Consider the following 13,346-nt stretch of genomic DNA (forward strand, 5'->3'; position numbering starts at 1 on the left):
ATGGCGACTGACGAGAAGCTGCGCGAGTATCTCAAGCGTTCGATCGCGGAGACCAAGCGGGCCGAGAGGCGCCTGCGCGAGGTGGAGTCCAGATCGCGGGAGCCGATCGCGATCGTGGGGATGGCCTGCCGGCTGCCCGGCGGCATCACCACACCCGAACAACTCTGGGAACTGGTCGCCAACGGACAAGAAGCCATCTCCGAATTCCCCACCGACCGAGGCTGGGACCTGCGACACCTCTACCACCCCGACCCCGACCACCCCGGAACCACCTATACCCGCCACGGCGGATTCCTCCACAACGCAGCCGACTTCGACGCCGACTTCTTCGGCATCTCCCGCCGCGAAGCACTCGCCAGCGACCCCCAGCAACGCCTCCTCCTCGAAACCGCCTGGGAAGCCATCGAACGCGCCGGCATCAAGCCGGAGTCGCTCAGGGGCAGCCGCACCGCCGTCTACGCGGGGCTCTCGGACCGCGACTACGGCTCCCGGCTGAAGCAGGTGCCCGAGGACCTCGAGGGCTACATCGGTGTCGCCAACCTCGGGAGCGTGGTCTCCGGGCGGATCGCGTACACCTTCGGTTTCGAGGGGCCCGCGGTGACCGTGGACACCGCCTGCTCATCCTCCCTGGTCGCGCTGCACCTGGCCGTCCAATCACTGCGCGGCGGGGAGTCCGACCTGGCGCTGGTGGGCGGGGTCGCGGTGCTGTCCTCGCCTTCGGGGTTCGTTGAGTTCTCCCGGCAGCGCGGGTTGTCGGTCGACGGGCGCTGCAAGGCCTTCGCGGCGGCGGCCGACGGCACCGCGTGGGCCGAAGGCGCGGGATTACTGCTGGTCGAGCGGTTGTCGGACGCCGAACGCCTGGGCCACAAAGTGCTGGCCCTCGTACGCGGCACCGCGATCAACCAGGACGGCGCCTCCAACGGACTCACCGCACCCAACGGACCCGCCCAGCAACGCGTCATCCACGACGCCCTCACCAACGCAGGCCTCCAACCAGCAGACATCGACGTCGTAGAAGCCCACGGCACCGGAACCACCCTCGGCGACCCCATCGAAGCCCAAGCCATCATCAACACCTACGGCCAACGCCCCCCAAACCAACCCCTCTGGCTCGGCTCCCTCAAATCCAACATCGGCCACACCCAAGCCGCCGCCGGAACCGCCGGACTCATCAAACTCATCCAAGCCCTCCACCACCACACCCACCCCCAAACCCTCCACATCGACCAACCCACCCCCCACGCCAACTGGACCCCCACCGTCCAACTCCTCACCACCCCCCAACCCTGGCCACAAACCACCCACCCCCGACGCGCCGCCATCTCCGCCTTCGGCGTCAGCGGCACCAACGCCCACATCATCATCGAAGAACCCCCACAGACACGGCAGGAAACCGAGCCCACACCCACCCCCAGCCAAAAGCCCTCGTCATCGCGAGAAACCACCCACCCGACGAAACTCACCCCCTCAACCGAGAACCCCATGCCCGGGAGCCGCGTGCCCGGAAGCCATGTGCCAGAGAGCGGCCTACGCGAGACCCACGTGCCCGGAAGGCACGTGACGGAGAACGGAGTCCCAGGGAGCGGGGTGCTGCCGTGGGTGCTTTCTGCTCGGACTCCTGGTGCGCTGCGCGACCAAGCACGTAAGCTCGCCGATCACCTGGACGGCGACCCCGAGCTGGACCCGGCCTCCATCGGACGCTCGCTGGTCACCACCCGGACCCTCTTCAACCACCGAGCCGTCCTCCTCGGCACCGGCGAGCAACTGACCGAAGGACTACACGCCCTGGCCGACGGACGATCCCACCCGGCCGTCACCGTTGGAGCCGCCGCCCCCACCCCGCGGACCGCGTTCCTGTTCACCGGGCAAGGCAGCCAGCACGCAGGCATGAGCCGCGAACTCCACCAAACCTTCCCCGCTTACGCCACCACCTTCGACCAGCTCACCACCGCCTTCGACACCCACCTGCGGTTACCCGTTCCACTGCGCGAGGTCATCCTCACCACCAGGCACGCCCAACTGCTCAACCAGACCCTCTACACCCAACCGGCGCTGTTCACCCTGCAAATCTCCCTCACCCACCTGCTGAACAGCTGGGGCATCACCCCCGACATCGTCACCGGACACTCCATCGGCGCCATCAGCGCCGCCCACATCGCCGGAATCCTCACCCTGAACGACGCCACCACCCTGATCGCCACCCGCGCCCACCTCATGCAATCCCTCCCCACCGGACACGGCGCCATGGCAGCCATCCAAGCCACCGAACAAGAAATCCACACCGCCCTACACGACCACGACGACGTCACCATCGCCGCACTCAACACCCCAAACTCCACCGTCATCTCCGGCGACCACCACGGCATACATTCCGTTACCGAAGCCTTCAGGGCACAAGGCCGGAAGGCCAAACACCTCACCGTCAGCCACGCATTCCACTCAGCTCACATGGACCCCATCCTGAGTGACTTCCGTGACGCCATCTCAGCTTTGACCTTCACCCCGCCCACCATCGACTACATCTCCGACCTCACCGGCCAACCCGCCGACCCCGGCCACATCACCACCCCCGACTACTGGGCCGACCACCTACGCAACCCCGTCCGCTTTCACGACGCCATACGCAGCGTCGGCCGGGGAACCACCCCCGGCGAGGAGACCACCGCCTACCTCGAACTCGGTCCCGACGGTGTCCTCACCACGTTCCTCCACGACACCCTGGACGGCGACGTCACCGCCGCACCCGTCCTCCGCAAAGACCGCCCCGACATCACCACCGCCCTCACCGCCGCCGCCACCACCTTCACCCACGGAACCCCCACCGACTGGACCGAACTCCTCCCCCAAACCCCCACCACAGACCTCCCCACCTACGCCTTCCAACACGAACGCTTCTGGGTGGACTCCCCCTCGTCCGGGCCCGGCGACGCTCGCGGGCTGGGACTCGGGGCGGCCGGCCATCCCCTGCTCGGCGCCGCCACCACCTTGGCCGGCGGGGACGGCGGGGTGCTGCTCACCGGCCGCCTCTCCCTTGCCACCCACCCCTGGCTCGCCGACCACACCGTGCAGGGAACCGTCATCGTCCCCGGCACCGCGTTTCTCGAACTCGCCCTGCGCGCAGGCGACGAAGCAGGCCTCGACACCGTCGAAGAACTCATCGTCGAAACACCCCTCGTGTTGTCCACGGACACCCACATCCAGGTACGCGTCGGCGCACCCGACGGCGATCACCGTTCTGTCGAGATCCACTCCCGCCCCGAAGGCGCCCCCACCGACGCAGGATGGACCCGCCACGCGACGGCGATGCTGGTCGAGCGGACGACCGCTCCCGGCTTCGACCTCGCGGCCTGGCCACCGGAGGCGGCAGAGCCGGTGGCACTGGAGGACGCCTACGCGACGCTGGACCGGGCGGGGCTGCGGTACGGCCCCGCGTTCCAGGGGCTGCGAGCGGCCTGGGAGCGCGGGGACGAGCTCTTCGCCGAGGTGAGCCTGCCCGAGGATCGCCACGCGGAGGCGGCCGGGTTCGGGGTGCATCCCGCCCTGCTGGACGCGGCCGTACACCTGCCCGCGCTGCTCGGACTGGCGGACGTGCCCGAGGGGCACAACCGGCTGCCGTTCGCGTGGAACGGAGTACGGCTGCACGCCTCCGGAGCCACCAGCCTGCGAGTACGCGTGGTGACGTCCGGCCCGGACTCGCTGACCCTGCAGGCCGCAGACCCCTCCGGCGCACCGGTCATCGAGATCGGCTCACTCCTCGCCCGGCTGGTCTCGGAGCGGCAACTGGCGGAGGCCCGTCCGGCCCACCAGGACTCCCTGTTCCAGCTCCACTGGACCGAGCCGGCGCTGGACGCTCCCCGGCGCGATTCGTGGGCGGTGCTCGGTGAGAACGGCCGCGCCTCGCACGACGCATTGCGCGACAGCGGTGCGACGACCTCGCTCTTCACCGACCTGGCCGCACTCAGCGAAGCACTGGACGCCGGCGAGCCCACCCCAGACCTCGTCCTGCTGCCGGTACACACACCTGCCAGCGAAGCCGACCCAGTCACCGCCACCCATACCAGGATCGAACCGATCCCCACCGCGCACACCGAGGTCGACCTCTTCCCCGCGCACCCTTGGGCGGGCCCGGTCCCCGAGGCGCACAACGGTGCCGCGCGCGTGCTCGCGGTACTCCAGGGTTGGTTCGCCGACCCTCGGTGGGTGTCGTCACGGCTGGTGGTGCTGACCCGGAACGCGGTCTCCGTGACCGGCGACGACACCCCCGACCTGGCCTCCGCTCCCATCTGGGGCCTGATCCGCTCGGCACAGACCGAGCAACCCGACCGCATCCTGCTCATCGACCTGGACACCGACCCCGCCTCCCGCACAGCCCTGCCCTCGGCCGTCGCCACCGCGCTCAACGCCCAGGAAAGCCAGCTCGCGCTACGCGCAGGACGAGCGTTCCTCCCCCGCATCACCCGCGCCGCACAACCCGAAGCCGCACCGCTGTCACCGAAGGCGTGGAACCCCGACGGCACCGTACTCATCACAGGGGGCCTGGGCGGGCTCGGGACCCTCATCGCCCGCCACCTCGTCCAGAACCACCGCGTACGCCACCTCCACCTCACCGGCCGCCAAGGCTCCAGCACCCCCGGAGCACACGACCTGCGAACAGAGCTCACCGCCCTGGGAGCTCAGGTCACCATCACCGCCACCGACGTCACCAACCGGGACGAGCTAGCCACCCTCCTGGCCCAGATCCCCGCCGAATACCCACTCACCGCCGTCGTCCACGCCGCCGGCACCACGGACGACGGCGTCATCGGATCCCTCACCCCCGACCGGCTCAGCGCCGTCCTCGCCCCCAAGATCGACGGAGCCTGGCACCTGCACGACCTCACCCGCCACCACGACCTCACCGCCTTCATCCTCTTCTCCTCCATCTCCGCCACCCTCGGCGGAGCAGGCCAAGCCGGCTACGCCGCCGCCAACACCTTCCTGGACGCCCTCGCCACACACCGCACCACCCAAGGACTCCCCGCACTCTCCCTCGCCTGGGGACTCTGGGAACACACCAGCGGCATCACCGCACACCTCACCAACACCGACCGAGCCCGCATCACCCGCACCGGCCTCCGCCCCCTCCCCACCACCGAAGCACTCGCCCTCTTCGACACCACGGTGTACGGGCCACGCGACGTGCCCGTCCTCTTCCCGGCCTCCATCGACCTCACCCCACGGCGGGACCCCGCCGAGGCCGTACCCCCCGTGCTGCGGGGTCTGGTCCGCCCGGGCCGCCGCGCCACCGCGGAGGCGGCGGCCACCGGCAGCGCACCCGCCCTGTTCACCCGGCTGGCCGGGCTCGGCGAGGACGAGCGCGAGGCGGTCCTGCTCGACCTGGTCCGTACCGAGACGGGCACGGTGCTCGCGCACCCGGACCCCGCCTCCATCCCCGCCGACCGGCCGATCATCGAACTCGGCCTGGACTCCCTCACCGCCGTCGAACTCCGCAACCGCCTCAACACCGCCACCACGCTCAGGCTCCCCGCCACCCTCACCTTCGACCACCCCACACCACAGGCGATCGCCGGCTTCATCGGACGGCAACTGGGCGAGATCGAGATCAGCGGTCGACGGCAGGCGGGCCCCGCGAAGGCGGGTGCCAAGCAGGCCACCGGCGGGCTGGCGGCCATCCACCGGCGGATGCACGAGACCGGCAGGCACGTCGAGGCCGCGGAACTGCTGCTGGCGGTCTCGCCCGTGCGCACCCGGTTCGGCGCGGCGGATCGGCACGAGCACGCGCTCGGGCCGACCACGCTGGCCACCGGCCCCGGACGCATCTCGCTCGTGTGCTTCCCGGCGCTGAGCGCGATCTCCGGACCCCACGAGTACTCCCGGTTCGGTCAGCTCTTCCGGGACGAAAGGGACGTGCACGTGGTGCCCTCCCCCGGGTTCACCTCCGACGAGGACGAGGCGCTCCCCGACTCGCTGGAAACGCTGATCAGGATGAACGTGGAGGGACTGCGCGAGAGCGTCGGCGAGGGGCCGTTCGTGATCGTCGGCCGCTCGATGGGAGGCTGCGTCGCGCACGCGGTGACCGTGGCCCTGGAGGACGAGGGACTCTTCCCGGCCGGCCTCGCGCTGATCGACAGCTACCCGATCGACGCCGCGGCGCAGGAGGGCATGGACTGGTGGCTGGGCGCGATGATCGGCGGAATGCTCGAACGGATCGACCGGTTCGACCTGAACGTGCACGACAGCAGGCTGACCACGATGGGCGCCTACAACCGGCTCTTCGTCGGCTGGCAGCCCAAGCCGGTCCAGACTCCCATCCTGATGCTGAGGGCCCAGGAGCCGCTGCGCGGCACCACCGTGCAGGCCGAGGGCGGCCGGGACTGGCGGGCGTTCTGGCCGGTGGCCCATGACGTGGTCGACATCCCCGGCGACCACTTCACGACCCTGGAGGAGCACTCCGGCAGTACGGCCGAGGCCATCAGGACCTGGGTCGAGGGCCTGAACCCCCCACCCGGCCATTGACGGCAGAGGTACGCACCACCGGCCGGCGCCTCACGACGCCGGCCGGTGGCCCCGCTCACAGGATCAGTGCCGTACGGGCTCAGACGGTCGCGGCGGTGAGCTGGCGGAGGATGCCCAGCCTGTCGGGCAGGACGGCGTACTCGACGATGCGCCCGTCACGGAACCTGATCGTGCTGATGCTCTCGCCGGTGAAGCGCCGGCCGCTCGGCGGGGCGCCGAACACCTCTCCGCGCTGCACGCCCTCGATGGTCCAGTAGACGACCACCCGGTCATCCTCGGCCACGGTGTCGGTCACCGTGGCCGTCACACCCTCCACGGCCGAGCGCAGCCAGGTGACGTGCTCGACGAAGCCCGCCCGCCCGGCGCCCAGCCCTCCTCCGGTCGGGGTGGCGCTGTCCTGGCCGTCCTCGGCGATGATCTCGTCGAGGACCTCCAGCTTCCCCTGCGAGACCACCTCCTCGTAGAAGCGCCGCGCCACGGCCTTGTTCGTCTCCGTGCTCATTGATGGCTCCTTGTCAGTCGGCTTGTCGTGGTGGTGCGTGGTCACCGGATCTCGGGAAGGGGAAGCAGGCCGAGGTTGGCGTCCAGGCCGCCGTCGACCACCAGCGACGTCCCTGTGATGTAGGACGCGGCCGGGGACGCGAGGAACCAGATCGCCTCGGCCTGCTCGCGCGGCTCGGCGAACCGCTGGAGCGGGATGTTGCGCTCGATCAGGGCCAGCAGGGCCGGGTTCTGGTGGACGCCCGCGTTGATGCGGGTGCGGGTCAGTCCAGGGGCGACGGCATTGACCCGGATCCCCTGCACCGCGTAGTCGAGGGCGGCGGCCTTCACCAGGTTGATCAGGGCGCCCTTGGTCGCGTTGTACGCCCAGTTGCCCGGGTCGGCGCGTATCCCCGCGACCGACGCGGTGACGACGATCGAGCCGCCGCCGGCGGCGCGCAGGGCGGGCGCCGCGGCCCGGATGCCGAGGATGGGTCCGCGAAGGTTGACCGAGATGATGCGGTCGGCGGCCTCCACCGCGCCGGGGTACTCGAAGGGCAGCGTGCCTCCGATCCCCGCGTTGAGGATCGCGCCGTCGAGCCGGCCGAACCGCTCGACGGCGAGCGCCACCGCGGCCTGGTTGGTGTCCTCGGCCGACACGTCACCGGCCAGGGTGACCACCCGCTCGATGTCGGCCAGCGCCTTGAGACCGGCCTCGTCGTGGTCGACCGCGACGACCCCGGCGCCGCGCTCGGCGAACAGCTCGACGGTGGCCCGGCCTATCCCGGACGCGGCGCCGGTCACCAGGACGGCCCGGAGCCGCCCTTCGGTGCCGGGCGCGGAAGTGGCAGAGGTCATCTGAGGCCTTTCAGGTCGGTAGCGGTGCCGCCGTACCCGTGCCGAGGCGCGGGACGGCCGCGAGGAGGGCGGCGGTGTACGGATGGCGCGGTGCGTCGAACACGGTGTCGACCTCTCCGATCTCGACCACCGCCCCGTCCTTCATCACCGCCACCCGGTCGCAGACCTGGCGGATGACGCCGAGGTCGTGCGAGATGAACAGCAGTGACACCCCGGCCTCCCGCCGCAGCCGGGCGAGCAGGCCGAGAATCTGGGCCTGGACCGTCACGTCCAGGGCGGACACGGGCTCGTCGCAGACGAGCACGTCGGGCCGGGGGGCGAGCGCACGCGCGATGGCCACGCGCTGCCGCTGCCCACCGGAGAGCCGGCTCGGCCGCCGCCCGAGGAAGCCCGCGTCCAGGCCGACGCCGGCGAGCAGCTCTACGACCCGGTCGCGCCTGCGGGACCCCGTGTGCTCGGGGCCGATCGCCTCGGCGACGACGCGTTCGACGGTGTAGCGCGGGTCGAAGGAGCCGAGCGGATCCTGGTCGACGAGCTGGATCCGTGGCCGCCGGTCCCGCCGCTCGCGCTCGCGCAGGCCGCTCCACGCCTCACCGGCCAGCCGCACCGTTCCGGCGTCGGGGTCGAGCTCGGCGAGGACGAGGCGGGCGGTGGTGCTCTTGCCCGATCCGGACTCGCCGACGAGCCCGAGCGCCTCCCCGGCCATCAGGTCGAAGGACACGTCGTCGACGGCGGTACGCCTGCGGCCGTCGAGGGACCGGAACCGCTTGGTGACCCCCCGCACCTCCACGACCGGCCCGCCGGTCACGGGCGGGGTCCGGGGCGGCGCCGGGGCGCGGGCGGGGGCGGGACGTACGCCGGGGTGCCAGCAGCGGGCCCGGTGGCCCGGCTCCAGGTCCACCGAGGGCGGCGTCTCCGCCCGGCAGCGGTCGTCGGCGAGCGGGCAGTGGGGGGCGTACGGGCAGCCGGTCCCCGCGGGCCCGGCCGGCCCCGGCGCCTCGGAGGCCACCCGCGGCCCGTCCACGCTGGGCACCGCCGCGAGCAGCCCGGCGGTGTACGGGTGCGCGGGCTCGGAGAGCAGGCGGGAAGCGGGCCCCTCCTCCATCACCAGACCCGCGTACAGGATGGTGACGCGATCGGCCAAGCGGGCCACCACCGCGAGGTCGTGGCTGATCAGGAGCATCGCCGTGCCCGCGTCCTTCATCGCCCGCAGCAGCTCGAGCACCTGGGCCTGGACCGTCACGTCCAGGGCGGTGGTCGGCTCGTCGGCGATCAGCAGGGACGGCCGCGCGGCGATGGCCGAGGCGATGAGCGCCCGTTGCCGCAGCCCGCCCGACAGCTCGTGCGCGTACTGCAGGAGGCGTTCCTCCGGGTGCGGGATGCCCACGTCGGCGAGCAGCCCGAGCACCCGTTCCTCCAGGCCGTCCCGGGTGGCGAGGCCGTGCACCTCAAGCGGTTCGGCCACCTCGTCCCCGACCCGCCGCAGCGGGTCGAGCGAGCTCAGCGCGTCCTGCAGGACGTACCCGATGTGACGCCCGCGCAGCCGCCGCCACTCCCGGCGGCTCAGCCCGCGCAGGTCGCGCCCCTCGAAGGCGAGGTTCTCCGCGCGCACGGCGGCCGTTTCGCCCGCGAGCCCCAGCAGGGTGCGGGCGGTGACGCTCTTGCCGGACCCCGACTCGCCCACCAGGGCCACGCATTCGCCCGCCCGTACCGAAAGGCTCACGTCGTGTACGGCATGGACGACCCCGTGGCGGGTGGTGAAGTCGACCGACAGCCCCGCGATCTCGACCAGCGGCCGGCCGCTCATCCGCGCTCCCCGCCCTCGTAGCGGTCGCGCACTGCCCGGCCGACCACCGTCACGGACATGACGGTCAGCGTGATGGCCGCGCCGGGGAAGATCCCGAGCGTCCACGCGGCGCCGAGGTAGTCGCGGGCCTGGGCCAGCATCGATCCCCATTCGGGGTCGGGCGGCTGCGGGCCCAGCCCGAGGAAGCTGAGCGACGCGCCCGCGATGATCGCCGTCCCGACGTTCATCGTCGCCAGCACGAGCAGCGGCGCGAGCACGTTCGGGGCGATGTGCCGGGCGACGATCAGCCACCTGCCGACCCCCAGGTTGACGGCCGCCCGTACATAGGCCGAGTCGCGCACGACGACGGCACGTACGCGGACGATGCGGGCGAACCCCGGTGCCAGGGAGATGGTGATCGCCACCATGACGTTGCCGGTGCCCGGTCCGAGCACGGCCACCACGAGCAGTGCCATCAGGATGCTGGGGAAGGAGAGCAGGACGTCGGCGACGCGCATGGCCGCCTCGTCGACGAGCTTGCCGCCCAGCGCGGACAGCAGTCCCCAGGCAGAACCGGCGAGCCCGGCCAGCAGGGTGGAGCCCACCCCGACCAGCAACGAGGATCGCGCGCCGTGGACGACGCGGGCGAGGACGTCGCGCCCCAGTTGGTCGGTGCCGAACGGGTGTCCGTGCCCGGGCGGGCGCAGCGCGACGGAGGGGTCCACCTGGTTGGGGTCGCCCGCGAGTAGGCCGGGGAAGGCGGCGGCCACGCAGACCAGTGCGAGGCACGCCCCGGCGACGATCAGGCCGGGCAGGACGGGCAAGCGGCGCGACGTCCGGCTCACCAGCCGCGCGCCGGCCGTACGGTGGGGAACGAACCCACCCGCCGAGGCCGCCGGAGCCGTCGAGGCCCCCGAAGCCGCTGGGTCCGCCGAAGCCCCCAAGGCACCCGAGGTCGCCGAAGCGACGGGCGGCGGGACCGGCGCGGGAGCGGTCACAGCGCGACCTGCCGCATGCGGGGATCGACCACACGGTAGAGCAGGTCGAGACCCATGTTGATCAGCGAGAAGGCCGCCGCGGCGAGCACGACGACCCCCGTGACGACCGGGAAGTCCCGCCCCTGGACCGCCGACACGACCACCTGGCCGATGCCCTGCCGGGCGAAGACCGTCTCCACCACGACGACCCCGCCGAGCAGTTCGCCGAGTGCCCACCCCGAAAGGGTCAGGACCGGCAGGGCCGCGTGGCGCAGTGCGTGGCGCAGCCGGATGCGGTTCTCCGTCGCGCCCCTCGACCGGGCGGTGAGGGCGAACGGCTGCTCCAGCGCGTGCTCGACGCCCTCGCGGGTGACCTGGGAGAGCACCCCGGCGATCGACAGCGTCAGGGTCAGCCACGGCAGCACGAGCGCCGGGAGGCCGTCGTCGCCGAGCACGGGGAACCAGCGCAGGTGGAAGGAGAACGCGATGAGCAGCAGCGTGCCGATCCAGAAGTTCGGCGTGGAGATCGAGCAGAACTCGAAGACCCGGGACACCGCGCGGGTTCGCGGACGCCCCGCGGTGAGCACGGCCAGCGTCACCGCGAGCGCGAACCCGAGGACCATGGCGCCGCCGGCCAGAGCCGCGGTCGCCCCGAGCTGGTCCAGGATGACGCCGCCCACCGCCTGGTTGAGCTGGTAGGACCGGCCGAGGTCGGCACGGAGCAGCCTGCCGGCGAAGATGGCGTACTGCACCACGAGCGGCTGGTCCAGGCCGTACTGGGCGCGGATCGCGTCGAGCACGGCCGGTGTGGCGGTGGCCTGGACCCCTCCGGCGATCACGCGGGCGGGGTCCCCCGGCACCAGCCGCATGCCGGCGAAGGCCAGCGTCGCCGCGCCCCACAGGACGAACACGATCTGCGCCAGCCTGCGCAGCAGCCAGCGTGCCAGTGGTGGCATCGGCGCTACGCCTTCAGCCAGGCGCCGTGGAACGTGGGATAGGTCTGCACGTCGAAGGTGACGCCGCCGACCTTGTCGGAGAACCCGTTCAGCTGCACCGGCGTGTAGAGCGGCAGCACGTACGCCTTGTCGAGCACCTCGCGCTGGACGGCGGCGTAGTCGCGGGCCGCCGTCGCGGGGTCCGAAGTCTCCGCGGCCTCCTGCACCCAGTGGTCGATCTCGGGCGAGTCCACCAGCGCGACGTTGCCGCCGGCCTTCGCGTAGGTGTTGCCGGAGGCGAACGCGAAGCGCAGGACGTCGGGGGTGGGCCTGGCGAAGCTCACGTCGACCAGGTCGTACTCCCCTCCGATGAGGTACTTGCTGACGAAGGCGCCGGTGTCGACGGCCGGTCGGTCGATCTTGATGCCGACGAGCTTGGCCTGGGCCTGGATGCCCTCGGCGAGGACGTCGCGCTGCTCCTTGTTACCCTCGGCCCAGTACGGCCAGGTCAGGGTCAGCTCTTTGCCGTCCTTGACGCGGTAGCCGTCCTTGCCGGTCTGCTTCCAGCCGGCCTCGTCCAGCAGTTGCCCGGCCTTCGCGGGGTCGTAGGAAGAGAGGGCCTGCTCGGCGCCCGGATCGTACCCGGCCGTGGTCGCGCTGAGCGGGTTCTTCACCGCCTTGTAGTAGCCGAAGTAGATGTTCTGGACCAGTTGCTCGACGTTGACGGACGCCGAGAGCGCCCGGCGGACGCCGAGGTCGCGGAGCGGTCCCCGCGTCTGGTTCAGGTAGAGGTTGTAGTTGAGGCCCGGTGTCTCGCGCACCCCCAGGCTGAACCCGGAGAGCGACTTCAGCGCCCCCGCGTCGACCGGCGGCACGCCGGCGACGCCCTGCACCTGCCCGCTGGTCAGCGCCCCGTAGCGGGTGGCGTCCTCGGACACGAACTCGAAGTTCAGGCCGTCCAGATAGGCGGCTCCCTGGTGGGACGCGCCTGCGGGGGGCGAGGTGTAGGCCGCGTACTTCTTCAGCGTGACGCGCTTGTCCTTCTCCCAGGAGACGTACGAGAAGGGACCGGTGCCGACCGGCAGGTAGTCCGCGACCGGCTTCCGCAGCGCGGCGGGGCTCTGGATGCCGAGGTACGGGACCGAGAGCGCCTGCAGGAAGGGCGTGAACGGCCGGGAAAGCGTCACCTCCACGACCAGGTCGCTCACCACCCTGGCCTTCCGGTAGGGAGCGATCAGCGAGGCCGCGTACGCGGACTTGGTCGCGGGGTCGACCACGTGGTCGAGCGACGCCTTGACGGCATCGGCCGTGAGCGGGGTGCCGTCGTGGAACCTCACCCCTTCGCGCAGGGTGAAGGTGTAGGTCCTGCCGTCATCGGAGACCTTCCACTCCTTGGCGAGCCACGGGCCGAAGCGGTCGGCGCCGGTCTGCACCACGAGCGAGTCGAAGATGTTCCGGTCGATCAGCCCGGTGACCGCGGTCGCCGCCACGGCGGGGTCGAGCGTGACCTGGGTGCCCGCGACCGCGTAGCGCAGCGTGCCGCCGGGCACCGGGCCGCCCGCGGCGGTCCCCGTCGCCGCCGGCTCCGTACGGCCGCGCAGCGCGATCACGGCGACGAGCGCGACCAGGACGGCGACCGCCAGGATGACGAGCAGCGCGGGACGCCGGGAGCGCAGCCGGCGCCGCGCCCTCAGCGGCCTGTCTTCTTCGGTACGGGTTGCCGGGCTTTCCGTGGATGACATCGTGCGGCCGTTTCTGTCGCGGTGGGGCAGGCGAGGGCGGTATGCGGGGACG

General features: G+C 71.7%; 7 protein-coding genes. 1 reads left to right on the forward strand and 6 read right to left on the reverse strand.

The features are described 5' to 3' along the window. Positions 1-6,516, forward strand: coding sequence for a type I polyketide synthase (locus tag ACOZ38_RS23080; RefSeq protein WP_424533253.1), 6,516 nt, complete (start codon positions 1-3; stop codon positions 6,514-6,516). A gap of 79 nt (positions 6,517-6,595) precedes the next feature. On the opposite strand, the gene ACOZ38_RS23085 is transcribed toward ACOZ38_RS23080, so the two are convergent. The 6 genes from ACOZ38_RS23085 to ACOZ38_RS23110 form a co-directional block, all read right to left on the reverse strand. Next, positions 6,596-7,018 carry an ester cyclase gene (locus tag ACOZ38_RS23085; RefSeq protein WP_424533254.1) on the reverse strand — a complete coding sequence of 141 codons (423 nt, stop codon included), beginning with the start codon at positions 7,016-7,018 and terminating at the stop codon, positions 6,596-6,598. A gap of 41 nt (positions 7,019-7,059) precedes the next feature. Continuing rightward, positions 7,060-7,854: an SDR family NAD(P)-dependent oxidoreductase gene (locus tag ACOZ38_RS23090; protein ID WP_424533255.1), complete on the reverse strand. Its 795-nt coding sequence runs from the start codon at positions 7,852-7,854 to the stop codon at positions 7,060-7,062. A gap of 10 nt (positions 7,855-7,864) precedes the next feature. Beyond that, positions 7,865-9,661, reverse strand: coding sequence for a dipeptide ABC transporter ATP-binding protein (locus tag ACOZ38_RS23095; protein ID WP_424533256.1), 1,797 nt, complete (start codon positions 9,659-9,661; stop codon positions 7,865-7,867). Beyond that, positions 9,658-10,464, reverse strand: a complete 807-nt coding sequence (locus ACOZ38_RS23100; RefSeq protein WP_424533257.1) for an ABC transporter permease — start codon at positions 10,462-10,464, stop codon at positions 9,658-9,660. The genes ACOZ38_RS23095 and ACOZ38_RS23100 overlap by 4 nt, the downstream gene beginning before the upstream one ends. A 170-nt stretch (positions 10,465-10,634) precedes the next feature. After that, positions 10,635-11,573, reverse strand: coding sequence for an ABC transporter permease (locus ACOZ38_RS23105; RefSeq protein WP_424533258.1), 939 nt, complete (start codon positions 11,571-11,573; stop codon positions 10,635-10,637). Positions 11,574-11,578: 5 nt separating this feature from the next. Further along, the gene (locus ACOZ38_RS23110) at positions 11,579-13,294 is read right to left on the reverse strand and encodes an ABC transporter substrate-binding protein (protein WP_424533259.1); all 1,716 of its coding nucleotides are present in this window, start codon (positions 13,292-13,294) and stop codon (positions 11,579-11,581) included. Positions 13,295-13,346 lie beyond the last annotated feature (52 nt).

Origin of the sequence: Sphaerisporangium viridialbum, from assembly GCF_049674955.1 — a bacterium.
Taxonomy (GTDB): Bacteria; Actinomycetota; Actinomycetes; order Streptosporangiales; family Streptosporangiaceae; genus Sphaerisporangium; species Sphaerisporangium viridialbum.